The 22,971-nt window shown below is 69.7% G+C and carries 22 protein-coding genes and 1 rRNA gene; 19 read left to right on the plus strand and 4 right to left on the minus strand.

Going from position 1 to position 22,971, the window contains the following annotated elements:
* Positions 1 to 6 precede the first annotated feature (6 nt).
* The 9 genes from rrf (at position 7) to DMH03_RS39980 (ending at position 9,461) form a co-directional block, all read left to right on the plus strand.
* Positions 7 to 123, plus strand: a 5S ribosomal RNA gene (rrf, locus tag DMH03_RS39940).
* A 163-nt stretch (positions 124 to 286) separates the two neighbouring features.
* Positions 287 to 2,353, plus strand: coding sequence for a hypothetical protein (locus DMH03_RS39945; protein WP_125797203.1), 2,067 nt, complete (start codon positions 287 to 289; stop codon positions 2,351 to 2,353).
* Complete coding sequence (locus DMH03_RS39950) at positions 2,346 to 3,335, plus strand: HAD-IIA family hydrolase (RefSeq protein ID WP_125797204.1); 990 nt, start codon at positions 2,346 to 2,348, stop codon at positions 3,333 to 3,335. Before DMH03_RS39945 ends, DMH03_RS39950 begins: the two co-directional genes overlap by 8 nt.
* Before the next feature lie 22 nt (positions 3,336 to 3,357).
* Positions 3,358 to 3,600, plus strand: a complete 243-nt coding sequence (locus tag DMH03_RS39955) for a hypothetical protein (protein WP_370311035.1) — start codon at positions 3,358 to 3,360, stop codon at positions 3,598 to 3,600.
* 4 nt (positions 3,601 to 3,604) lie between these two features.
* Positions 3,605 to 4,420, plus strand: a complete 816-nt coding sequence (locus DMH03_RS39960) for a TlyA family RNA methyltransferase (RefSeq protein WP_125797206.1) — start codon at positions 3,605 to 3,607, stop codon at positions 4,418 to 4,420.
* Positions 4,417 to 5,328: an NAD kinase gene (locus tag DMH03_RS39965; protein ID WP_125797207.1), complete on the plus strand. Its 912-nt coding sequence runs from the start codon at positions 4,417 to 4,419 to the stop codon at positions 5,326 to 5,328. The genes DMH03_RS39960 and DMH03_RS39965 overlap by 4 nt, the downstream gene beginning before the upstream one ends.
* A 104-nt stretch (positions 5,329 to 5,432) precedes the next feature.
* Positions 5,433 to 7,229, plus strand: coding sequence for a DNA repair protein RecN (gene recN, locus DMH03_RS39970; protein WP_199749210.1), 1,797 nt, complete (start codon positions 5,433 to 5,435; stop codon positions 7,227 to 7,229).
* A gap of 103 nt (positions 7,230 to 7,332) precedes the next feature.
* A complete protein-coding gene (gene steA / locus DMH03_RS39975; RefSeq protein WP_125797208.1) occupies positions 7,333 to 8,517 on the plus strand; it encodes a putative cytokinetic ring protein SteA in 1,185 nt (394 codons plus the stop codon).
* The gene (locus DMH03_RS39980) at positions 8,514 to 9,461 is read left to right on the plus strand and encodes a copper transporter (protein WP_125797209.1); all 948 of its coding nucleotides are present in this window, start codon (positions 8,514 to 8,516) and stop codon (positions 9,459 to 9,461) included. The genes steA and DMH03_RS39980 overlap by 4 nt, the downstream gene beginning before the upstream one ends.
* A gap of 62 nt (positions 9,462 to 9,523) precedes the next feature.
* On the opposite strand, the gene DMH03_RS39985 is transcribed toward DMH03_RS39980, so the two are convergent.
* The gene (locus DMH03_RS39985; protein ID WP_125797210.1) at positions 9,524 to 10,234 is read right to left on the minus strand and encodes an aspartate/glutamate racemase family protein; all 711 of its coding nucleotides are present in this window, start codon (positions 10,232 to 10,234) and stop codon (positions 9,524 to 9,526) included.
* Positions 10,234 to 11,676: an NCS1 family nucleobase:cation symporter-1 gene (locus DMH03_RS39990; protein WP_125797211.1), complete on the minus strand. Its 1,443-nt coding sequence runs from the start codon at positions 11,674 to 11,676 to the stop codon at positions 10,234 to 10,236. The genes DMH03_RS39985 and DMH03_RS39990 overlap by 1 nt, the downstream gene beginning before the upstream one ends.
* Positions 11,677 to 11,825: 149 nt before the next feature.
* Between DMH03_RS39990 and DMH03_RS39995 the strand changes: the two genes are divergently transcribed.
* Both DMH03_RS39995 and DMH03_RS40000 read left to right on the plus strand, forming a co-directional pair.
* Positions 11,826 to 12,503, plus strand: coding sequence for a GntR family transcriptional regulator (locus DMH03_RS39995; protein WP_125797212.1), 678 nt, complete (start codon positions 11,826 to 11,828; stop codon positions 12,501 to 12,503).
* A gap of 23 nt (positions 12,504 to 12,526) precedes the next feature.
* Positions 12,527 to 13,462: an aminoglycoside phosphotransferase family protein gene (locus DMH03_RS40000; protein ID WP_125797213.1), complete on the plus strand. Its 936-nt coding sequence runs from the start codon at positions 12,527 to 12,529 to the stop codon at positions 13,460 to 13,462.
* A gap of 160 nt (positions 13,463 to 13,622) precedes the next feature.
* Here the strand turns inward: DMH03_RS40000 and aroA are convergent, their stop codons facing one another.
* On the minus strand, positions 13,623 to 14,909 hold the full coding sequence (gene aroA, locus DMH03_RS40005) for a 3-phosphoshikimate 1-carboxyvinyltransferase (protein ID WP_125797214.1): 1,287 nt from the start codon (positions 14,907 to 14,909) through the stop codon (positions 13,623 to 13,625).
* Between the two features lie 88 nt (positions 14,910 to 14,997).
* Between aroA and DMH03_RS40010 the strand changes: the two genes are divergently transcribed.
* Both DMH03_RS40010 and DMH03_RS40015 read left to right on the plus strand, forming a co-directional pair.
* A complete protein-coding gene (locus DMH03_RS40010; RefSeq protein WP_125786278.1) occupies positions 14,998 to 16,701 on the plus strand; it encodes a CTP synthase in 1,704 nt (567 codons plus the stop codon).
* On the plus strand, positions 16,698 to 17,324 hold the full coding sequence (locus DMH03_RS40015) for an NUDIX hydrolase (protein ID WP_125797215.1): 627 nt from the start codon (positions 16,698 to 16,700) through the stop codon (positions 17,322 to 17,324). Before DMH03_RS40010 ends, DMH03_RS40015 begins: the two co-directional genes overlap by 4 nt.
* An 83-nt stretch (positions 17,325 to 17,407) precedes the next feature.
* On the opposite strand, the gene DMH03_RS40020 is transcribed toward DMH03_RS40015, so the two are convergent.
* The gene (locus DMH03_RS40020) at positions 17,408 to 17,893 is read right to left on the minus strand and encodes a DUF1707 domain-containing protein (RefSeq protein WP_125797216.1); all 486 of its coding nucleotides are present in this window, start codon (positions 17,891 to 17,893) and stop codon (positions 17,408 to 17,410) included.
* Positions 17,894 to 18,011: 118 nt separating this feature from the next.
* On the opposite strand from DMH03_RS40020, the gene xerD reads away from it, so the two are divergent.
* From xerD to DMH03_RS40050, 6 genes are all read left to right on the plus strand, one after another.
* The gene (xerD, locus tag DMH03_RS40025; RefSeq protein WP_125797320.1) at positions 18,012 to 18,914 is read left to right on the plus strand and encodes a site-specific tyrosine recombinase XerD; all 903 of its coding nucleotides are present in this window, start codon (positions 18,012 to 18,014) and stop codon (positions 18,912 to 18,914) included.
* A 92-nt stretch (positions 18,915 to 19,006) separates the two neighbouring features.
* Positions 19,007 to 20,023, plus strand: a complete 1,017-nt coding sequence (locus tag DMH03_RS40030; RefSeq protein WP_125786281.1) for a ParA family protein — start codon at positions 19,007 to 19,009, stop codon at positions 20,021 to 20,023.
* Entirely contained in the window at positions 20,020 to 20,445 is a 426-nt protein-coding gene (locus tag DMH03_RS40035) for a cobyrinic acid a,c-diamide synthase (RefSeq protein WP_125797217.1), read from the plus strand. Before DMH03_RS40030 ends, DMH03_RS40035 begins: the two co-directional genes overlap by 4 nt.
* On the plus strand, positions 20,445 to 21,380 hold the full coding sequence (locus tag DMH03_RS40040) for a ScpA family protein (protein ID WP_199746680.1): 936 nt from the start codon (positions 20,445 to 20,447) through the stop codon (positions 21,378 to 21,380). The genes DMH03_RS40035 and DMH03_RS40040 overlap by 1 nt, the downstream gene beginning before the upstream one ends.
* Positions 21,377 to 22,138, plus strand: a complete 762-nt coding sequence (scpB, locus tag DMH03_RS40045) for an SMC-Scp complex subunit ScpB (RefSeq protein ID WP_125797218.1) — start codon at positions 21,377 to 21,379, stop codon at positions 22,136 to 22,138. The genes DMH03_RS40040 and scpB overlap by 4 nt, the downstream gene beginning before the upstream one ends.
* Positions 22,128 to 22,880 (plus strand): pseudouridine synthase, encoded by a 753-nt coding sequence (locus DMH03_RS40050; RefSeq protein ID WP_125786284.1) that lies wholly within the window; start codon positions 22,128 to 22,130, stop codon positions 22,878 to 22,880. Before scpB ends, DMH03_RS40050 begins: the two co-directional genes overlap by 11 nt.
* Positions 22,881 to 22,971: the final 91 nt, after the last annotated feature.

The raw sequence follows: 22,971 nt of genomic DNA on the forward strand, positions 1-22,971 counted from the left end.
CAGTGTTTCGGTGGTCATAGCGTCAGGGAAACGCCCGGTCCCATTCCGAACCCGGAAGCTAAGCCTGACAGCGCCGATGGTACTGCAACCGAAGGGTTGTGGGAGAGTAGGACACCGCCGGACTAACTTCAGGACAGGGTCCTGACCAGGGTTGAGAACCCCACAGGTTCTCCCCGGGTCAGGGCCCTGTCTCTTTTCATGTCCATGGACCGACTAGAATGGTCCGTTGGCCCACCTGACGGGTGGGCGCAAGTGTCGAAACTTTTCAATAGTGGCAGGAGGCCAGGTGTCCGAGTTCGGTCGACGTGACTCAGATGATGGCGCGTCCGGCCGGTCGGGTCGCCGGGACGACAGTCCCCGCGGAGGCCGGTCTGACGCGCAGCGAGGTGACCGGCGCGGTTCCGCCGGCGGCGGGCAGGACCGGGGCGGCCGCGATGGTGGCTACCAGGGTCGCCCGCGTCGTGACGACCGCGGCGCACGCGGTACCGGCAGCAGCTATCCCGGCAAGCCCGCACGCAGTGGCGACGGTCCCCGTGACCAGCGCCCCGGTGGCAGCCGGTTCGCAAGCCAGGGGCGTGACGAGAACCGCCCGCGTTACAACAACAGCAGCGACGACCGTCGTGGCCCCGGTGCCGGCGACCGGTCCGGTAGCCGCGACAGCGACCGTCGTGGCGGCTACCGCTCCGACGACCGGCGCGACAGCCGTGACAACAAGGGTGGCGACCGCGGCGGTTTCCGTTCGGACAATCGTGGCGGCGACAGCCGCGGCGGTTACCGCTCCGACAACCGGGGTAGCGACAGCCGCGGCAGTGACCGCGGTGGCTTCCGCTCCGACAACCGGGGTGGCGACAGCCGGGGTGGCGACCGCGGTGGCTTCCGCTCCGACAACCGCGACAGCCGGGACAACCGTGGCGGCGATCGCGGTGGATACCGCGGCGGCGACAACCGTGGCAGTGACAGTCGCGGCGGCGACAGCCGCGGGGGCTACCGCTCCGACAACCGGGGTGGCGACCGCGGCGGTTACCGCTCGTCCGACAGCCGTCCCGAGCGTCGCTACGACAACCGCTCCGACAATCGTTCGGACACCCGTTCGGACAACCGCTCCGAGAACCGGTACGAGAAGCGCTCCGACAGCCGCCCGGCTCGTTCCGGTTACGGCTCGGACAATCGCGGCCGTTCCGACGACCGCCCGTCCGGCAACCGTTACGAAGGACGCCCCCAGGGCAAGTCCTACGGTGACCGCGACAACCGCGGTGACGACAAGCGGAGTGACGACAAGCGCGGTGACGATCGGCGTCCGTCCTACCGCGACGACCGCGGTGGGTCCCGTTCCGGTGGCTACAGCGGCGGCGACCGTCGTGGTCCGTCCTCGAGCGATCGCCGTCCCAGCAGTGGTGGCTACGAGCGCAAGAGCTTCGGCGACCGCGACAAGCGTGGCGACGACAACCGTGGTGCCGAGAAGCGCGGTGACGACAAGCGCGGTGCCTACCGGCCGTCCGGTGACCGTCCTGTCAGTCGCTCGTCCGACCGGCCGGAGAAGCGCTACGACGACAAGCGTGGCGGCTTCGAGCGCAAGCGTGACGACCGTCCCCAGCGCGACCGTTCCGAAGGACGGAAGGATTTCCGTTCCTCGCCTCGCACCGAGGACAAGCCGGTCGACGACGAGACCTTGGCGCGTGAGCTGCTCTCGGCTCCGGAGCTGCCGGAAGGCATCGAGTTCTCCGATCTCGACGAGGAGGTCCGCCGGGAACTCCGCACGCTGCCCAAGGCACTCGCGGAAACCGTCGGCAAGCACCTGGTCGCGGCCGGTGGCCTCGTCGACGAAGACCCCGAAGCCGCGATGGAGCACGCCAAGTACGCGAAGGCCAAGGCGTCGCGGGTCCCGATCGTCCGTGAGGCGCTCGGCCTGGTCGCCTACCACGCGGGCAACTGGTCCGAGGCACTGTCCGAGCTGCGGGCCGTCCGCCGGATGACCCGGACCGACGAACACATCGCGATCATCGCCGACGCGGAGCGCGCCATCGGCCGTCCGGAGCGGGCACTCGACCTCGCGAAGGAGGTCGACAAGGAGCGCCTGGCCAAGGCGACCCAGATCGAACTCGCGATCGTCGCCGCCGGCGCCCGGCGTGACCTCGGCCAGCTGGACGCCGCCGTCGTCTCCCTTCAGAGCGACGACCTCAAGGCGGAGAAGCGCGACCCGTGGAGCGCCCGGCTGTTCTACGCCTACGCCGACAACCTCGCCGCCGCAGACCGCAAGGACGAGGCGATCCGCTGGTTCCTGAACGCGGCAGAGGCCGACGAGGAGGACGAGACCGACGCCGACGGCCGCGCCGCGGAGCTCACGAATGGCTGACGCTCTGTCGGCCGGGTACGACGCGGTCCTGTTCGACCTCGACGGCACGGTTTACCACGGCGGCATCGTGGTCCCGGGCGCACCGGAAGCACTCCGGGCGCTTCGGGACCACGGCACCGCCGTCCGGTGGGTGACCAACAACGCCTCCAAGGCGCCCGCGGAGGTCTCCGCACACCTGGAGGCACTCGGACTCCCGGCCACGCCCGAGGAAGTCCACACGAGCTCGCAGGCCGCCGCCACCCTGCTGGGTGAGCGGCTGCCTCAGGGCTCCGTGGTGCTCGTCGTGGGCACTGACTCGCTGGCCGCCCAGATCGAGTCGGCCGGGCTGCGGACGGTCCGGGAAGCCGGTCCGGACGTGGCCGCCGTCGTTCAGGGGCATTCCCCGGAGAACACCTGGGCCGCGCTCGCGGAGGCGTGCCTCGCCATCCGCGCGGGCGCGCTGTGGGTGGCGACCAACGTCGACGCGACCCTGCCGACCGAACGCGGGCTGCTGCCGGGCAACGGGTCGATGGTGGCCGCGTTGCGCACCGCCACCGGCGTCGAACCGCTGGTGGCAGGCAAGCCGGCGCCGCTGCTGTTCACCACGGCGGCGCGGGACGCGGGCGCGGAGCGGTCGCTCGTCGTCGGTGACCGGCTGGACACCGACATCGAGGGCGCGGTCGCGGCCGGGATCGACGCGCTCTGCGTCCTGACCGGCGTCGCCGACGCGGCGTCCTTGATCAAGGCCAGGCCCGAGGAGCGTCCTCGCTACCTCTCGTGGGATCTGTCCGGGTTGAGCAGCCGCGCGGAGCTGCTCGAAATCGGGCCCAAGGACGGCTGGCGTGTCACCGCACAGGGTGACGTGCTCGAAGCCGACGGTGAAGGCGACTCCCTCGACCTGTTGCGCGCATTGTGCGCGGCGGCCTGGGAGTCGGGGATCACCGAGGTCCGTGGTGTGGGCGACACCGCCCGCGCCGCGCTCGGCGAGCTGCGCCTCGCCTGACCAGCGCTGCTAACTTGGTGGGGTGCAAGACCACTTCCACCCCGTGCCGCGACCGCCGGTACCAGGCCCTCCGCCGGTGTCTGGCCCCCCGGCGGTCCAGGTTGACCAGTTCGAGCAGCAGGACACGGATCCCCGAGCCGGGATCGACGAAGCCGTGGCAGGTCTCGACGACCTCGCCGCCCTTCCGCTCTCGGAGCACGTCGACCGCTTCGAAGCCGTGCACACCGAGCTGACGGTGGCGCTGTCCACCATCGACAAGGTCTGACCGCGTGCCCAAACGCGCCCGCCTGGACGCGGAGCTCGTCCGGCGGGGTCTCGCCCGTTCCCGGGAGCAGGCGTCCGCGCTGATCGCCGATGGCAAGGTCAGCGTGCGCGGGATGGTGGCCACCAAACCCGCGACCGGGGTCGAATCCGGCGCGCCGATCGTGGTGCGCGACAGCGACGACCCCGGCTGGGCCTCCCGCGGCGCGCACAAACTGCTCGGCGCGCTCGAAGCCTTCACCCCGCAAGGCCTTTCCACCGAAGGAAAGCGCTGCCTCGACGCGGGCGCTTCGACCGGTGGCTTCACCGATGTCCTGCTGCGCAACGGCGCCGCCACGGTGATCGCCGCCGACGTCGGCCGCGGTCTGCTGGACTGGCGGCTGCGCACCGACGACCGCGTGGTCGTGCTCGACAAGACGAATGTCCGCAACCTGACCCCGGAAGATCTCGGCGGGCAGGTCGACCTCGTGGTCGGGGACCTTTCGTTCATCTCGCTCAAACTCGTGCTGCCCGCGCTGGCCGCGTGCGCGCGGGACGGCGCCGATCTGGTGCCGATGGTGAAACCGCAGTTCGAAGTGGGCAAGGACCGGCTCGGCAGCGGCGGCGTCGTCCGTGACCCGGAGCTCCGGGCCGAATCCGTGCTCGGCGTGCTCGCCGAGGCCGGGAAGCTGGACCTGCGTCTGCGCGGCGTCGTGGCGAGCCCGCTTCCCGGGCCGTCCGGGAACGTCGAATACTTCGTCTGGCTTACCCGCGGGGCGGGGGAGACCGTCGGCACCGATGCCGAGCGGCTCGTCCGCACCGCAGTCCTGGAGGGACCCCAATGAGCGATCGCGAGGTGCTGCTCGTCGTGCACCCGGACCGGGACGCGACCCGGGACGCGGCACGTGAGGTGTCGGCCCGTTTCGCCAAGGCCGGTGTGCGGCTGCGGGTGCTCGACGAGGACGTGAAGGAGATGCTGGAGGCGGACGGCGGGATCGGCGGGCCCTGCACGGTCATGGCGCCGGAACAGGATCCGGCCGCCGGGACCGAGCTGGTGTTCGTGCTCGGCGGCGACGGCACGCTGTTGCGGGCCGCGGAACTGGCCAGGCCGAACGGCGTTCCGGTGCTGGGGGTGAACCTCGGCCGCGTCGGCTTCCTTGCCGAGGCCGATTCCGACAAGCTCGCCGACACCGTCCAGCGCGCCGTCGACGGTGACTACCAGGTCGAAGAGCGGATGACCGTCGACGTCGTCGTGACCGTCGACGGTGAGGAGACCGTCAACACGTGGGCGCTCAACGAAGCCAGTGTCGAGAAGAGCTCGCGTGAGCGCGTGCTGGACGCGCTCATCGAGGTCGACGGAAGGCCCGTGTCGTCCTTCGGCTGCGACGGCGTCCTGTGTGCCACACCGACCGGCTCGACGGCGTACGCGTTCTCCGCGGGCGGGCCGATCATCTGGCCGGACGTCCAGGCCCTGCTGGTGGTCCCGAGCAACGCGCACGCGATGTTCTCGCGGCCGCTGGTCGTCTCGCGTGACTCGGAGATCACCGTCGCCATCGATCCGGACGGTTCACCCGCCGTCCTGACCTGCGACGGATCGCGGACCTTCGATCTTCCCGCCGGCGCGGCCGTACGGGTCACCTGCGGCCGGGTGCCGGTGCGCCTGATCCGGTTGTGGGAAGGCCCCTTCACCGACCGGCTGGTGCACAAGTTCTCGTTGCCGATCAAGGGCTGGCGGGAACGACACGCCCGCTGACGGATGTCAGGAAAGGGTCGTTCAGGACAAAAAACGTCTTGAACGACCCTTTCATGACGTGCCGGGTGCGGGAATGGTCGGGGTGGGCCGCTACGGTGGGCGTCGTGCTGGCCGAGATGCGCATCCAGGGCCTCGGAGTCATCGAGGACGCCCTGCTGGAACTGCACGCGGGCTTCACCGTCGTCACCGGTGAGACGGGTGCGGGCAAGACCATGGTCGTCAGCGGGTTGCACCTGCTCTCCGGCGGCCGAGCCGAAGTGTCCAAGGTGCGGACGGGAATGCTGAAGGCCTTCGTGGAAGGCCGATTCGACTTGGGCGGCGCGGAGGGCGCCACCCGGATCGTCACCGACGCCGGGGCGGAGGTCGACGAGGACGGCAGCGTCATCGCGCTGCGCGCGGTCTCGGTCGACGGCCGGTCCCGCGCCCACCTCGGCGGCCGTTCGGTGCCGGTCGGCGTACTGGCCGATCTGTCCGAGCAGCTGATCGCGGTCCACGGGCAGAACGATCAGCTGCGGCTGCTGCGGCCCGCCGAGCAGCGCGCGGTGATCGACCGGTTCGCCGGTGAGGCCGTCACCGCACCGCTCGAGCGCTATCGCGCGGTGCGGGACGAATGGCTCGCCGTCGTCGCCGAGCTGACCGAGCGGTCCACCCGGTCCCGTGAGATGGCCCAGCAGGCGGACCTGTTGCGGCATGGGCTCACCGAGATCGACGCCGTCGCGCCCGAACCGGGCGAGGACACCGAACTCACCGAACAGATCAAGCGGCTCGCCGCGGTCGACGAGCTGCGGGCGTCGGCCAGCGCTGCGCACGCCGCCGTCGCCGGTTCGGCGGACGGGGATCCGGACGCGCCCGGCGCGCTGGGGCTGATCGGGGAGGCGACCCGCCATCTGAACGGTTCCGAGGACGCCGTGCTGCGGGAACTCGGGCCCCGGCTGGACGAGGCTTCGGTACTGCTGTCCGAAGTGGGCACCGAGCTGGGCAGCTACCTCGAAACGCTCGACGCCGACCCGGCGTTGCTGGAGAAGGTGCTCGCGCGTCAGGCGGATCTGAAGCGGCTCACGCGCAAATACGCGGCCGACGTGGACGGCGTGCTCGCCTGGGCCGACGACGCCCGCCGCCGGATGTCCACGATGGACACCTCCGAGGAGGCGCTGGCCGAACTGGCCAAGCGCCGCGACGAACTCGCCGTCACGCTGGCGGAACACGCCCTGACCCTGTCGGAGGCGCGCGTCGAGGCCGCCGCCGAACTGGCCGAGGCGATCACGGCCGAGATGTCCGGGCTCGCCATGGGGCAGGCCGAGATCGAGATCACCGTCGAGCGGCGCACCGTGGACGAGAGCGATCCGCACGCGGTGAAGGTCGAAGGCAGGCTCGTGCACGCCGGCCCCGACGGGGTCGACGACGTCGAGTTGCTGCTGCGCGCGCACAACGGCGCACCGCCGCTTCCGGTGCACAAGGCGGCTTCCGGCGGTGAGCTTTCCCGCGTGATGCTGGCGATCGAGGTCGTCCTCGCGCATGCGGACACTGTGCAGACGCTGGTGTTCGACGAGGTCGACGCCGGGGTCGGCGGCCGGGCCGCGGTCGAGATCGGCAGGCGGCTCGCGCGGCTGGCGCGTAGTCACCAGGTCCTGGTGGTCACCCACCTGCCGCAGGTGGCCGCGTTCGCCGATCAGCATCTGGTGGTGGACAAGGGGACCAGCGGCGGGGTGACCCGCAGTGGCGTGCGCGTGCTCGAACAATCGGAGCGCGTCGTCGAACTCGCCCGCATGCTCGCCGGAATGGAAAGCACCGAGACCGGCCGTGCGCACGCGGAGGAATTGCTCGCCGTCGCCGAGGCCGACAAGAGCGCGCCGGACAAGCCCAAGGCCCGCCGTGGCGGAAAGCGAAAGAAAGCGAAGTAGTGCCTGTCACGACCGGGTAGCCCGATCCGGTGTGGGTTAATCGGCGTGTTTCCATCGGCGTGGCGGACACGGAAGGCCGCGCGGATTTGTCACTATCGGTCGCATGAAGCTCACCGGCTTGCTCTCGCGTAACCAAGAGACCCTCCCCGGGATCACCGGCGTCGCCAGGGTCGACAGGCGTACGCGTGAGCTGCTCCGCCGGCTGAGCCCTGGCGACATCGTCGTCCTCGACCAGCTCGATCTCGACCGGTCGACGGCGGATGCCTTGGTGGAGGCCGAAGTCGCGGCGGTGGTGAACGCCTCGCCGTCGATCTCCGGCCGATTCCCGAACCTGGGCCCGGAGATCCTGCTCGAGGCCGGGATCCCGCTGGTCGATTCGGTCGGCGGCGAACTGCTGCGCAAGGTGAAGGACGGCACGAAACTCCGCCTGCACGAGGGCGTCGTCTACATCGGTGAGCGGCAGCTCGGATCGGGGGTCCAGCAGACGCGTGAGAGCGTCGCGGACCAGATGATCGAGGCCAAGGCCGGGATGTCCACCCAGCTGGAGGCGTTCTCCGCGAACACGATCGAATTCCTCCGCCGGGAACGCAGTCTCATCCTCGACGGTGTCGGCGTCCCGGAGATCCGGGTTCCCCTCAAGGACCGGCACGCCCTCGTGGTCGCGGGTGGCAACGGGCACGCCGAAGACCTCAAGAAGCTGAAGAAGTACATCTCCGAGCACCGTCCGGTGCTGATCGGTGTCGACGCCGGGGCCGACACCCTGCGCGCGCAGGGTTATCAGCCGGACGTCATCGTCGGCGACCCGCACGGGATCGGTGCCGAGACGCTGCGCAGCGGTGGCGAGGTCGTGGTCCCGGCGCAGCCGGACGGGCACGCGCCGGGTGTCGAGCGCATCCAGGACCTCGGGATCGGCGCCGTCACCTTCCCCGCGACGGGCAACGCCGAGGACCTCGCGCTGCTGCTGGCCGACGCGCACGAGGCGAGTCTCGTGGTCACCGTCGGCTTCCAGGCGACGCTGCGGGAGTTCCTCGACCACGGCCGGTCCGGGTCGAATCCGTCCACGTTCCTCACCAGGCTCAAACTCGGCACGAAACTGGTCGACGGCAAGGCGGTCGCGACCCTGCACCGCAGCCGGGTGTCCATCGGCGCCATCGTCCTGCTGGTGCTGGCGGCCCTGGTGGCCGCCGGCGTCGCGCTGCTGGTGTCGGACGTGGGTTCGGTCTACCTCGACTGGATCCGCGACACCTGGAACTCGTTCATCGCCTGGGGCAAGGGACTTTTCACGTGATTTCACTGCGGTACCACATCGTTTCCATCGCCGCCTGCTTCCTGGCGCTCGCCATCGGGGTGGTGCTCGGATCCACGGCGCTGAACGGTTCGCTGCTGGCCGGGCTGGCCGGGCAGAAGGAGGACCTGGGTTCCCAGGTCGCGGATCTGGAGGCGCAGCGCAACTCGCTCAACGCGAGGCTCGGTGACGCGGACGCGTTCGCCGGTGCGATGGGGCCGAAGGTCGTCGCCGGGCAGCTCGACAAGCGTTCGGTGGTGCTGGTGACCACTGAGGACGCGAAGCCCGCGGACCGCGACGCGCTCAAGCAACTCATCGGGCAGGCGGGGGCCGCCGTCACCGGCGAGATCCAGCTGACCGAGGCGTTCTCCGACCCGATGCGGTCGGATCAGCTGCGTGACGTCGTTTCGCGGTTGCAGCCCGCCGGTGTCCAGTTCCCGACCGCGGGCGACCCCGGCACCCTCGCCGGCGCTCTGCTCGGCTCGGTGGCGCTGCTGAACAAGGACAACGCTCAGCCGCAGTCCACGCCGGTGGAGCTGGCGGCCGCGCTCGGCGGGCTCACCGACGGCGGTTTCCTCAAGACCGGCGGGGAGGTGAAGCCGGCGCAGCTCGCGATCGTGCTCACCGGCTCCAAGTACACCGGGGACGGCGCCGGTGACCGTGCCTCGACCGTCGCGCGGTTCGCCGCGCAGCTCGACCGTTCCGGCGCGGGCACCGTCCTGGCGGGCGACGCGGGATCCGCCGACGGCACCGGCGCGATCGGCGTCGTCCGCGCCGACACCTCGTCGACGTCCATCCTGTCCACTGTGGACAACGCGGAGACCGCCGCGGGCCGGGTCACCACGATCATGGCGCTGCGCGAGCAGCTCGAAGGCGGCGCGGGGCGCTACGGCATCGCGGGTAACGCCCAGGCTCCCGCACCCGGTATCGCCGCCGCTGGCAACTAGCCCCCTTCGCATTTCGTCCTCTGAACGCGGTACTTGCGTGTGCAACTACCGCATTCAGAGGACTAAACGCGGGGCCAGAGGCGGGTTTTCGGGAGCGGGCGGGCGTAGGAGCCTGCCCGGCTGGTCTTGAGGTTCAGCGCGACCAGGGATTCGGCGAGGCGGACGACGACGGCGACGCCGTCGATCACCGGGATGTCGAGCATCGCCGAAATCCGGCGATCGAGGCCCGTCATCCCGGCGCAGCCGAGGACGAGGACTTCCGCCCCTGCGTCGCGGGCGCGCCGTCCGGCGGTCAGCAGCGCGGATTCCGTCCGGCGTTCGTCGGTCAGTTCGAGCACGCCGAGCCCGGCACCGAGGACGCCGACGCAGTTCCGCGCGACGCCCGCGGCGTGCAGGCTGTCTTCGATGAGCCCGCACGTCCGGTCCAATGTGGTCACCACGCCGTAGCGTCTTCCCAGCAGGCAGGCCAGATGCGCGGCCGCTTCGGTGATGTCGACGACCGGGACGTCCAGCAGTTCCCGCGCGCCTTCCCGCCCGTGCTCGCCGAAACCGGCCAGCACGAGCGCGTCGAACGGCTCGTCCAGCCCGTTGAGAAGGTCGAGGACGGCCGCGGCGCTCAGGAAGCTGTCCAGCCAGCCTTCCGCGGATTCCGGGCCCCACAACGGTGTTCTGGCCAGGATTTCGGTGCCGGGACTCGCCGCGGCGCGCGCGCCCGCCTCGATCTCCTTGGTCATCGCCTCGGTGGTGTTGCAGTTGGTGACCAGGATCCGCATCACGCGACCCGCTGTTTCCGCGACACGGCGAAGTACAGCGCCGCCGCGGAAGCGGTGCCGATGAACCACGAATACGGTGCGGCCGGGGCGAAGAACGGCACGAGGGCGATGATCGCGGACAACGCCGCCGTGGGCAGGAAGGTGACCATCGCCCGCGGGTTGAACCCGCGTTTGTAGTGGTACGGCGAATCCGGTCCGGCCACGAACAGCTTGTCCACGTCGATCCCGCCGCGTTTCACCAGGTAGTAGTCCACGATCATGATGCCGAACAGCGGGCCGAGGAAGGCCCCGAGGCCGCCGAGGAAGTAGTTGACCACCGCGGGGGAGGAGTACAGCTTCCACGGCAGCACGCACAACGCGGCGACCGCGCTGATCATCCCGCCGATGGTGAAGGTGATCCGTTTCGGCCAGATGTTGGCCAGGTCGTAGGCGGGGGAGACGAAGTTCGCGACGATGTTCACGCCCATGGTGGCGATCGCGAAGGTCAGCGCGCCGATGATCAGCACGGGTGTGTTGTCGATGCGGGCCAGCAGTTCGGCGGGGTCGGTGATGGCTTCGCCGAACACTTGGAGGCTGCCCGCGGTCACCAGCACCGACAGCAGCGCGAACGCCGTCGAGTTGATCGGCAGACCCCAGAAGTTCCCGCGCCGCACAGTTTTCTGGTTCGGGGCGAATCGGGAGAAGTCGCAGAAGTTGAGCATCAGGGTGCCGTAGATGGACAGGATCAGGCCGACCGCGCCGAACCACTGCCGTACTTGCTCCCCTGTGGACAGTGCCTTCGGGTTGCTGGTCAAGGAGATGTTCCAGTCGGCGGCGGCGAGGATCCACACCGCGAGCGCGATCATCACGACCCAGATACCCGGACCGCACCAGTCCTGGAACTTGCGCACGGCCTCCATCCCGCGGGTGAGCACCAGCGCCTGCGCGAGCCACAACGCGATGAAACAGATCCAGCCGAGTGCGTGAAGGCCGAGGAAACCCACCTCTGTCAACGGTTTCAGCCCGGGATCGATCGCGAGCACCAGCAGCGTGATGGCCACGGAGGCGAGGTAGGTCTGGATGCCGTACCAGAAGATGGCGATGATCGCGCGGATCAGCGCGGGAAGGTTCGCGCCGAAGGTGCCGAAACTGATGCGGGCGACCACGGGGAAGGGGACGCCGGTCTTCTGGCCGATCCGGCCCATCAGGTTCATGCCGAAGTAGATGAGCACGAACCCGGTCAGCAGTGCGGTGAACACCTGCCACGCTGAGAGCCCGAGGACGAACAGGCCCGCCGCGAAGGTGTAGTTGCCGAGGTTGTGCACGTCCGACATCCACAACGCGAAGATGTCGTAGACCTTCCATCGGCGTTCTTTCGCCGGGGCGAGGTCTTCGTTCCAGAGCCGGGGATCGGCGTTCTCGGTGGTAGGCGCTTCGGACCGGGTTGCTGGGGCGGCGGTCATGCGGGCCTCCGATCGACGGGGACGTCCGGTCGATTTGGTATCCCAAAATTTGGCATCCCAAATATCACCCCGCGGTGGCCCGTCGTCAAGGTTCCTGCCGATAAACTCGGGTTACGAGCTGTTACGGCAGTGTTGAACGAGGGGGTCGGGTGGCCGAGGAAGGACCGCGTCAGCCGCTGGCCGCGACCCGGCAACGGGTCCGGGACGCGCTGCGTGAACGGATCCTCGACGGACGGCTGAAGCCGGGGGACAGGCTGGTCGAACGGGAACTCGCCGAGGGCCTCGGCGTCTCGCGGGTCCCGGTGCGCGAGGCCATCCGCAGCCTGGAGGCCGAAGGGTTCCTCGCCGTCCAGTCGCCGCGGCGCATCGTCGTGCGCCAGCTGGCCAAGGCCGACGTCGAGGAGCTGTTCGACGTCCGTGAAGCGCTCGAAGGGCTCGCCGCCGGGCTGGCCGCCGAACGGGCGGGCAAAGCGGAACTCCGCGCACTCGAACGGCTGCTCACCGACGCCGCCCGCGCGACCGAAAGCGGCGACGCGGCCCGGATCACCCTGCTCAACACCCGCTTCCACGACGAGATCGTGGCGCTGGCGGGCAACGGGCTCCTGCACGAGATCCTCCGCCCGCTCGAGGGCAGGCTGCGCTGGCTGACCAGTCAGAACGAGCACTGGGGCGAACTGCTCGACGAGCACCGCCGCCTCTACGACGCGATCGCTTCGGGCGACGCCGACCTAGCGCGGTCCCATGCCGTCGAACATGTGCGGGTGAACCGGGAGGTCACGCTGAAGGCGTTGTTCCCCGAAGATGACGGAGAACGCTCCGCCGGGTGAACCGGAGATGTCAGACTCGCGACATGATCACCGACGAACAACGGGCCGCCCGCACCGCGCGGGCGGTGGCCGCCGCGGTTTCCGCGGGCCGCGACCTCGGACTGACGGTCACCGAACCCGAGGTCCTGTACGACGTTTTCTCCGTCATCGTGCGGCTGGCGCCTTCGCCTGTCGTCGTGCGCGTGCCGACCGTGCTGCCGCGCACGACCACACTGGAGACGCAACTGACCGACCAGCGGCGTGAACTCGCCGTCACCGCCTGGCTCGCCGAGAAGGGGCTCCCGGTCGTCAAGCCGAGCCCGCTGGTCCCGGCGGAGCCCGTGCAGCGCGACGGTTTCTCGATGACCTTCTGGGAGCTCATCGAGTCCGTCGAGGACGCGAACCTCACCGCAGAGCATTCGGCCGAGCTCGTCGCGACGCTGCACGCCGCGCTCCGCGACTATCCCGGCGACCTGGCGTTCCTGAACGGTCTCGACCCGTTCATCCCCGACGGCCTCGCCCAGCTCGAAGGCAAGCCGGAACTGCTCGCCCCCGCCGACCTCGACCGCGCCCGCCGCGAATGGGAGGTCTTCCGGCCGCTGCTGGCCTCGGAGGAGGCCTTCGCCAAGGCGTTCCCCGGGGCCACCGTCCAGCCGGTCCACGGTGACGCGCCGGGCTACAACCTGATCGTCACGACCGAAGGCGAGCTCTACTCCGACTTCGAGCTCGTCAACCGCGGCCCGATCGAACGCGACCTCGCCTTCAACGGCCCCGAAGGCATCGAGGCCTACAACGCCGCCGCTAGGGAACTCGGGCTGCGCGAGGTCGACGAAGGCTTGCTGCGGACCTTCGAAGCGGTGGGCCTGCTTCAGGTGGTCGCGTGCCTGGCGATGGCGCCCGACCTGCCGATGCTCGTCGACGGTCTCAAACCGATGATCGACCAGTGGCGGGAAACCCCGTTCGCGGGAGGGCTCGCCTAGGCGCTGTCCTGTAAGTCATGTTCGCGGGCTTCGCGCCCAGGCGGTCCCTGACGGCACGGGCGGACACGGCCGAGTACGACCCGGTACGAGGCCGATCCGCCCGCACCGCCAGGAACCGCCTGGATCACGAAGCCCATCGAACAGACTCACAGGACAGCGCCTAGCCGAGCATCGAGGTCCAGGCTTCGCCGAATCCGGGGAAGGTCTTCCCGACCGTCTCCGGGTTCTCCACCTCGACCCCTTCGACCTTCAGGCCGAGCACCGCGGCCGCCATCACCAGCCGGTGGTCGTCGTAGGTGCGGAACTTCCCGCCGTGCAGCGGCGCCGGCGTGATCCGCAGCCCGTCCTCGGTCTCGCGGACGTCGGCGCCGAGCGACGACAGTTCGGTGGCGAGCGCGGTCAGCCGGTCGGTCTCGTGGCCGCGCAGATGCGCCACCCCGGAGATGACCGACGGTCCCTCGGCGAAGCACAGCAGCGCCGCGATCACCGGCGTCAGTTCGCCGACGTCGTGCAAGTCCAGCTCGACGCCGGGGATCGTGCCGCTTCCGGTGACCGTCAGGCCGCCCGCGTCGAGTTCGGCGGTGGCGCCCAGGACGGGCATCAGGCTGCGCAGCCAGTCGCCCGGCTGGGTCGTCCGCTGCGGCCAGCCCGCGATCCGCACCGTGCCGCCGGTCGCGACCGCAGCGGCGACGAACGGGGCGGCCGTCGAGAGATCCGGCTCGACGATGTACTCGGGGCAGGAAAGCCTTGTCGGCGCGACGTGGAACTCGTCGCCCTCGCGCTCCACAGTGGCCCCGAAGCGGCGGAGCATTTCGACGGTCATCGCGATATGCGGTTCGCTCGGCACCTCTCCGCCGACCAGGCGCACGGTGACACCCTGCTGGAACGACGGCCCCGCGAGCAGCAGCGCGGACAGGAACTGGCTCGACGCCGACGAATCCAGGTCGACCTTGCCGCCACGCAGGCCGCCTTCGCCGTGGACGGTGAACGGCGGCGCGTCGCGGCGGTCGTCGTCGATGCGGGCGCCGAGGCCGCGCAGCGCCTTCAGCAGCGGCCCGATGGGACGGCGGCGGATCGCCTCGTCGCCGTCGAACAGCGCCGGGCCGGTGCCCAGCGCGGCGAGCGCGGGCGTGAACCTGGCGACCGTGCCCGCGTTGCCGAGTTCCACCCGGACGGTCTCTTCGGGATGGACACGGCCGGGGCCGAGCGGGTGCACGAGATAGCCGCCGATGCTGCCCTGCGAGTGCGCGCCGAGCGTGTAGAGGGCGCCGAGCATCAGCCGCGCGTCCCGGGAGTCGAGCGGGGTCCGCACCCGCGTCGGCGCGCTGGCGAGTGCGGCGAGGACGTAGGCCCGGTTGGTGATCGACTTCGAGCCGGGGACGCGGATGTCCGCGTCGAGCGGACCTTCCGCGACCGGTGCGGTCCAGGTGTCGTGCGCGTCTGTCACGCCGCGAGGGTAGCGGTTTTCCACTCCATCGGACGCTTGCGGCGTGGCCGGTGAGCGCTCCGGCGGGCGTGCGATAAGGTGGAAGCCCGTGGGACTTCAGTCGCGGGCTACCAAGTATGTCTTTGTCACCGGAGGCGTTGCCTCCTCTCTGGGTAAGGGACTCACGGCTTCCAGCCTGGGTCAGCTCCTTACCGCACGTGGGCTCCGGGTCACGATGCAGAAGCTGGATCCGTACCTCAACGTCGATCCAGGCACGATGAACCCGTTCCAGCACGGTGAGGTGTTCGTCACCGACGACGGCGCCGAGACCGATCTGGACATCGGGCACTACGAGCGTTTTCTCGACCGGGCTCTCGACGGCAAGGCGAACGTCACCACCGGGCAGGTGTACTCCGAGGTCATCGCCAAGGAGCGCCGCGGTGAGTACCTCGGCGACACCGTGCAGGTCATTCCGCACATCACCGACGAGATCAAGGCGAGGATCACCGCCGCGGCGGGCGCCGACGAGGACGGGAACAGCCCGGACGTCGTGATCACCGAGGTCGGCGGCACCGTCGGCGACATCGAGTCGCTGCCGTTCCTGGAGGCCTGCCGTCAGGTCCGCCACGACGTCGGCCGTGACCAGTGCTTCTTCCTCCACGTCTCGCTGGTCCCGTACCTCGCCCCGTCGGGCGAGCTGAAGACCAAGCCGACCCAGCACTCGGTCGCCGCGCTGCGCAACATCGGTATCCAGCCCGACGCGCTCGTGTGCCGCGCCGACCGCGAGCTGCCGGAGGATCTCAAGCGCAAGATCGGCCTGATGTGCGACGTCGACACCGAGGCCGTCATCGCCTGCCCCGACGCGCCGTCGATCTACGACATCCCGAAGGTGCTGCACCGTGAGGCGCTCGACGCCTACGTGGTGCGCCGTCTCGGGCTGCCGTTCCGCGACGTCGACTGGACCGTGTGGGGCGACCTGCTCGACCGGGTGCACAACCCGTCGGAGACGGTGCGGGTCGCGGTCGTCGGCAAGTACATCGACCTGCCGGACGCGTACCTGTCGGTGACCGAAGCGCTGCGGGCGGGCGGATTCGCCCACCGCGCCAAGGTCCAGATCGCCTGGGTCCCCTCGGACTCCTGCGAGACCCCGGCCGGTGCCGCGGCCGCCCTGTCCGATGTGGACGGTGTGCTGATCCCCGGCGGGTTCGGCATCCGCGGCATCGAGGGCAAGGTCGGCGCCATCGCCTACGCCCGCACCCAGGGACTGCCGCTGCTGGGCCTGTGCCTCGGCCTGCAGTGCATGGTGATCGACGCGGCGCGGAACCTGGCCGGGATCAAGGACGCGAACTCGGCCGAATTCGACGACGAGGGCGCGAACCCGGTCATCTCCACGATGGCCGACCAGCGCGACGTCGTCGCCGGCGAGCGCGACATGGGCGGCACGATGCGGCTCGGCGCCTACGTCGCCAAGCTCAAGCCGGGTTCGCAGGTCGCGAAGGCGTACGGCAGCACCGAGGTCTCCGAGCGGCACCGCCACCGCTACGAGGTCAACAACGCCTACCGCAAGCGCCTTTCCGAGGCCGGTCTGGTGTTCTCGGGCACCTCGCCCGACGACCACCTTGTCGAGTTCGTGGAGCTGCCCGCCGACAAACACCCGTTCTTCGTCGGCACCCAGGCGCACCCGGAGCTCAAGAGCCGCCCGACCCGCCCGCACCCGCTGTTCAGCGCGTTCGTGAAGGCCGTCGTGGACCGCAAGGTCGCCGAGCGGCTGCCGGTCGAGCTGCCCGAAGCCCCGCAGACGGTGGCCCGGTGACCGAACCCGGCAAGCACGAGTTCACCGTCGCGTCCACAAGGGACGTCCACATCGGACGCGTCGTCGGGCTGCGGGTCGACGAGGTCGTGATGCCCGGCGGCGGCACCGCCCGCCGTGAGGTCGTCGAGCACCTCGGCGCGGTCGCCGTCGTCGCGCTGGACGACGACGGCGCGGTCACGCTGATCCACCAGTACCGGCACCCGATCGGGCGACGGCTGTGGGAACTGCCCGCCGGGCTGATCGACAAGGCGGGGGAGGACCCCGTCGGCGCGGCCGAACGGGAACTGGTCGAGGAGGTCGGGCTCAGCGCCGAGCGCTGGGAGACCCTGGTCGACGTCGCGGCGTCGCCCGGCTTCACCGACGAGGTCGTCCGCGTCTATCTCGCCCGTGGACTGTCCGAAGTGGACAGGGAGGTCCTCGGCGACGAGGAGGCGGACCTCGTCATGCGGAAGTTCCCGCTCGACGAAGCGGTCCGGATGGCGCTGGCAGGTGAGCTGGTGAACGGGTCGACCGTCGGTGGTGTGCTCGCCGCGCACGCGGTGCTTTCGGGGGCGGCTTCGGCGCGGCCCGCGGACGCGCCTTGGGAGGACCGGCCGACGAAGTTCGCTTCGCGCGGTCACTAGGCGCTTAGCGCGCTATGAACGGTCCGTTACTTGCAAAATTTGCAAGTAACGGACCGTTCATGGCATTCGGGAGAGGAGCGGGGTCAGTCCCGGAGGCGGCGGCCTTGAGCGTCGGTGCCGCCGTTCGCCAGCAGCACGATCCCGTCGACCATCGGCCAGACCACCCCGATGCCGCAGGTGACCACCACGACCGCCAGCTGTCCCAAGGCGAGTCCGACGTGCCCGGTGTAGAACCGCCCGGTCCCGAACGGCAGCACGAGCTGCAGCACCCCGGCGGCGATCTTCGACTTCGGTGAGTACGGCATGACCGCGGCAGGCTGCTGGTACACGGGCACGAACGGCGGCGGGTCGAACCGCGGCGCCAGGTACGTCGGATGCGGCGCGGGCAGGTCCTGGAACAGCGGCCGGAGTTCGCCGAGCGTCACGGCCTCGTACGCGGCGAGGACCCGGCCCTCGTACTCGTCGGGCGTGATCCTGCCCTGGCTGTAGTGGTCGGCGAGCAGCCGCGCCGCCTCCTCGCGCTCGGCGGTGCCGGCGCGCATCTCGTCCGGGTCCGGTTGCTGGGACATGCTCCCAAGGTAGCCCGTTTCACACCCGCGACGCGGTACGCGCGGCGAACCCCCGAACGGGTCGTGATGGTCCTAGAGTGTCCGTGTGTCACAGGCCGGTGGTACCGGAGTCGCCCAGGTGGTCGCCGCATACCTCGACCATCTGGTGGTCGAACGCGGAACCGCGAGGAACACCCTCGACAGCTACTCCCGTGACCTGCGCCGGTACACCGCGTACCTCGACGGCGCCGACGTCGAACGCTTCACCGACGTCACCTCGGCGCACATCACCTCGTTCGGCGCGGCGCTGCGCGAAGGCGACGAAGAGCATCAGCCGCTCGCCGCGTCCTCGGCCGCTCGCGCACTGGTCGCCGTGCGGGGGCTGCACAAGTTCGCGCACGCCGACGGCATCACCGAGAACGACCCTGCCCGCGAGGTCCGCCCGCCCGCCGCGGCCAAACGGCTGCCCAAGGCACTACCGGTGGACGCCGTGCTGAAGCTGCTCGAAACCCCGCCGCCCGAGGGCGAACGGCCGCTGCGGGATCGGGCGCTGCTGGAACTGCTCTACTCGACCGGCGCGCGGATCTCCGAGGCCGTCGGGCTCGACGTCGACGACATCGACGACGCCGAACGCACCGTGCTGCTCGACGGGAAGGGCGGCAAACAGCGCATCGTGCCGATCGGCCGTCCCGCGCTGGAAGCGGTGCACGCGTACCTCGTCCGCGCGCGGCCGGCGCTCGCCACCCACGGCAGGGGGACACCGGCGATGTTCCTGAACGCCCGCGGCTCCAGGCTTTCCCGGCAGAGCGCGTGGCAGGTTCTCAAGGACACCGCGGAATCCGCGGGGATCACGGCGGGCGTTTCCCCGCACACGTTGCGCCATTCCTTCGCGACCCATCTGCTCGAAGGCGGCGCCGACGTCCGCGTCGTGCAGGAACTGCTCGGCCACGCCTCGGTGACGACCACGCAGGTGTACACGCTGGTCACGGTGAACACACTCCGCGAGGTTTACGCGACAGCACATCCCCGCGCCCTCGGCTAAACGACCCGGTCGGTCCCGGCGTGCCTCGTTGGCTCGACTCGTGAATCGCGCATAGGCTGCCGAGGATCCTGCCGAAGAGGAGCTTTCGCGTTATGTCGACACCGAACGAGCCGGCGAAGCCGTCCGCGTCCGCCGGTTCGGCCGCGGCGAGCCTCAGCCAGGTGACCATCGCAACCCCCGCCGAACACGACGGCGACGAACCGTCGGAGGACACGATCTCTTCCCGCGGCCGCAAGGCCAAGCGCGCCAAAGAAACCAAACAGCAAGAACTCGAGAGGGAAGGTATCGGCCCCACCGGCCGTCCGTACCGCGAGATCCCCGATCCGCCGCCGCTGGAACGGCACGGCCCCGCACTCGTGATGGCCATGTGCAACCAGAAGGGCGGCGTCGGCAAGACCACCTCGACCATCAACCTGGGTGCGGCGCTCGCCGAATGCGGCCGCCGGGTACTGCTGGTCGACTTCGATCCGCAGGGCGCGCTCTCGGTCGGTCTCGGCATTCAGCCGCACGAGCTGGACCAGACGGTCTACAACGTCATCATGGAGCGCTCGGTCAGCATCACCGACACCATCCGGAAGACCCGGGTGGACGGCGTCGACCTGCTGCCGAGCAACATCGACCTGTCCGCGGCCGAGGTCCAGTTGGTCGCAGAGGTAGGGCGCGAACACACGTTGTTACGGGTCCTTCGTCCGGTCATGAACGACTACGACTATGTTCTTGTCGACTGCCAGCCCTCGCTAGGCCTGCTGACGGTGAACGCACTGACCGCCGCGGACGGTGTGATCATCCCGCTGGAGTGCGAGTTCTTCAGTCTGCGAGGCGTAGCGCTCCTGATCGACACCATCGAGAAGGTGCAGGAACGCCTCAACCCCAAACTGGACATCACCGGGATTCTCGCCACCATGTACGACCCGAGAACCCTGCACTCGAAGGAGGTCATGGCGAGAGTGGTGGAGGCATTCGGCGACATCGTGTTCGACACGGTGATCAACCGCACCGTGCGGTTCCCCGAGACGACCGTCGCGGGCGAACCGATCACGACGTGGGCCCCCAAATCAGCCGGTGCGGCGGCCTATCGCGCGCTGGCACGCGAGGTGATCGCCCGGTGAGCAGGCGAGCTTCCCTGCCCGGAGCGTCCGAACTTTTCAGGATCACCTCCAGCCCCGCCCTCGATCTCCCGCCCGCGCCCGAACAGCCCGCCCCCTCGACGGGGAACGGCAACGGGAACGGATCCGGGAACGAGACGGGGCCCGCGCACAAGGAACAGCTGTCCCGTGCCGCGCGAAGCGGTTCCGGGCGGACCAAGCACGACGCGAAGATCACCGTCTACGTCTCCGGCGACGAACTGCTGGCGATGGAGCAGGCCAGGCTGAACTTGCGGGCGAAGCACGGGCTCGTGCTCGACCGCGGCAGGCTGGTCCGCGAGGCGGTGGCCGTCCTGTTGGCCGACTTCGACGCGGCGGGCGAGGAGTCGGTGCTCGTCCAGCGCTTGCGGGCGGGCAGCGAGGACGGGAAAGAGACCGAGAGCTGATGGACGACCCGGCCGCGGCTGCTCCCAGCGGCTCAGAGCCGGTCGAGCGGACAGAGGCAGACGAGACTCCCGCCGTGCACGAGACCGTGCACGGCGGGATGGTCCCCGAAGGGCTGGCCAGTGAAGAGCTGAGCACGTCCAAGTTCAAGGTGAACCTGTCGAATTTCCAGGGCCCCTTCGATCTGCTGCTCCAGCTGATCTCGCAGCACCAGCTCGACGTCACCGAAGTCGCGTTGCACCAGGTCACGGACGATTTCATCGCCTACACCCGTGCGCTCGGCACGGAGTGGAACCTCGACGAGACGACCGAGTTCCTGGTCATCGCGGCGACCCTGCTCGACCTCAAGGCGGCACGCCTGCTGCCCGCCGCCGAGGTGGAGAGCGAAGACGACCTCGCCCTGCTCGAAGCGCGGGACCTGTTGTTCGCGCGCGTGCTGCAGTACCGGGCGTACAAGCAGGTCGCGGCGCTGTTCGGTGAGCTGGAGGCCGGTGCGCTGCGGCGGTATCCGCGGTCGGTCGCGCTCGAAGACCGGTTCATGGGGCTGCTGCCCGAGGTGATGCTCGGCGTCGACCCGGCGAAGTTCGCCGAGATCGCCGTCGCGGTCTTCAAACCGAAGCCGCCGCCGACGGTGTCGATCGCGCACATCCACATGGGCCGGGTCTCGGTGCGCGAACACGCCGCGCTGCTGCGGCTCAAGCTCGCGGAACGAGGCGAAGCGACCTTCAGCGAGCTGGTCGAGGACTGCGAACACACCGTCGAGATCGTGGCGCGGTTCCTCGCGCTGCTGGAGCTGTACCGGGAGGCCACGGTCCAGTTCGAGCAGCTGGAGGCGCTCGCCGAACTGCACGTGCGCTGGACCGGCGGGTCCGTGGCGCAGGCGTCGGTGGCGGCTGAACAGGACCTCGCCGCCGCGGAGGACGAGGAGTACGGGTGAGCCCCGAAGAGACCCAGAAGACCGAAGAAACCCCCGAGACCGGTGATGGGCCGAAAGCTCCCATCACCGAGTCCGACGAGGCGAAGGACGCTTTCGTCGCGTCGGATGAGGTGAAGGACGCTTTCAGCCCGCCGGAGGCCGAGGTGCCTGCGGTCGAGGCGGAGCCGCCTGCCGACGAGGGGCTCGTGGCGGCAGGCGACGGCGACTATCCCGACCTCACCTCCGACGAGGCCCTCGAAGCGTCGCTGGAGGCGTTGCTCCTGGTCGTCGACTCGCCGATCAACGAGGAATCGCTCGCCGACACCGTCGGGCAATCCGTGTCCCGGGTCACCGTGGCGCTGCGCACGATGGCGCAGAAGTTCACCGAGCGGACCAGCGGAATCGACCTGCGCCGAGTCGGCGAAGGGTGGCGGTTCTACACTAGGGACGTCTATGCCCCGTTCGTGGAGAAGCTTCTGCTCGACGGCCAGCGTTCCAAGCTGACGCGAGCCGCACTGGAGAGCCTCGCCGTGATCGCCTATCGGCAGCCGGTGACCAGGGCCAGGGTCGCCGCCGTCCGAGGGGTGAACGTGGACGGGGTGATCAGGACGCTGCTGGCACGCGGCCTGATCGAGGAGATGGGGACCGACCCCGAAACCACAGGCACGCTGTACGTGACGACCGAGCTGTTCCTGGAGCGACTGGGCCTCTCGTCCTTGGCCGACCTTCCGCCCATCGCTCCGTTGCTACCCGAAGTGGACACCATCGATGACATCTGACCCGCATCCCGACGGCATTCGGCTGCAGAAGGTCCTTTCGCAGGCCGGCGTCGCCTCGCGGCGCGCGGCCGAGGACCTGATCGTGCGCGGTCGCGTGAGCGTGGACGGCAAGGTGGTCACCGAACTCGGCCGCCGGGTCGATCCGGACAACTCCGTGATCCACGTCGACGGCACCCGCGTGCAGGTCCGCGAGGACCTCGTCTACCTCCTGCTGAACAAGCCCAAGGGCGTGCACAGCACGATGAGCGACGACCGCGGCCGCCCGTGCGTCGGCGACTACCTGCGCGGCCGGTACGAGGAGACGCCCGGCATCGTGCACGTCGGCAGGCTCGACGAGAACACCGAAGGCCTTCTGCTGCTCACCAACGACGGCGACCTCGGCCACCGGCTGATGCACCCGTCGTACCAGGTGCTCAAGACCTACTTCGCCGAGGTCGAGGGCATCGTCCCGCGCGGCCTCGGCAAGGAACTGCGGGCCGGTTTCGAACTGCCGGACGGCATCGTCAAGGTCGACCAGTTCCGGGTCAAGGACATGCTGGCCGGTCGCACCCAGATCGAACTGGTCATCCACGAGGGCCGCAAGCACATCGTGCGGCGGCTGATGGCGGCCACCGGGCACCCCGTGCGCAAACTGGTCCGGACCGCGCTCGGCGACGTCCAGCTCGGTGCCCAGCGGTCGGGCTCGATCCGGCGGCTGAACCGCGGCGAGGTCGGTTCGCTCTACCGCGCGGTCGATCTGTAAGACTTTCCGCTCTACTGCACAGGTGATCATCGCGTTTAGCTCTCCCTGACGGGCTTTCAGCCGACGGGGAAGGGCTCAACCGTGAAAACAG

Origin of the sequence: Amycolatopsis sp. WAC 01376, from assembly GCF_003947415.1 — a bacterium.
Classification (GTDB): Bacteria; Actinomycetota; Actinomycetes; order Mycobacteriales; family Pseudonocardiaceae; genus Amycolatopsis.

What these genes read in the sequence shown, in the direction of transcription:
- DMH03_RS39950 (WP_125797204.1), top strand. Translation starts at nt 2,346, where the DNA reads ATGGCTGACGCTCTGTCGGCCGGGTACGACGCGGTCCTGTTCGACCTC.
- DMH03_RS39965 (WP_125797207.1), top strand. Translation starts at nt 4,417, where the DNA reads ATGAGCGATCGCGAGGTGCTGCTCGTCGTGCACCCGGACCGGGACGCG.
- steA (WP_125797208.1), top strand. Translation starts at nt 7,333, where the DNA reads ATGAAGCTCACCGGCTTGCTCTCGCGTAACCAAGAGACCCTCCCCGGG.
- DMH03_RS39985 (WP_125797210.1), bottom strand. Translation starts at nt 10,234, where the DNA reads ATGCGGATCCTGGTCACCAACTGCAACACCACCGAGGCGATGACCAAG.
- DMH03_RS39990 (WP_125797211.1), bottom strand. Translation starts at nt 11,676, where the DNA reads ATGACCGCCGCCCCAGCAACCCGGTCCGAAGCGCCTACCACCGAGAAC.
- DMH03_RS40000 (WP_125797213.1), top strand. Translation starts at nt 12,527, where the DNA reads ATGATCACCGACGAACAACGGGCCGCCCGCACCGCGCGGGCGGTGGCC.
- DMH03_RS40020 (WP_125797216.1), bottom strand. Translation starts at nt 17,893, where the DNA reads ATGTCCCAGCAACCGGACCCGGACGAGATGCGCGCCGGCACCGCCGAG.
- DMH03_RS40030 (WP_125786281.1), top strand. Translation starts at nt 19,007, where the DNA reads ATGTCGACACCGAACGAGCCGGCGAAGCCGTCCGCGTCCGCCGGTTCG.
- DMH03_RS40040 (WP_199746680.1), top strand. Translation starts at nt 20,445, where the DNA reads ATGGACGACCCGGCCGCGGCTGCTCCCAGCGGCTCAGAGCCGGTCGAG.
- DMH03_RS40050 (WP_125786284.1), top strand. Translation starts at nt 22,128, where the DNA reads ATGACATCTGACCCGCATCCCGACGGCATTCGGCTGCAGAAGGTCCTT.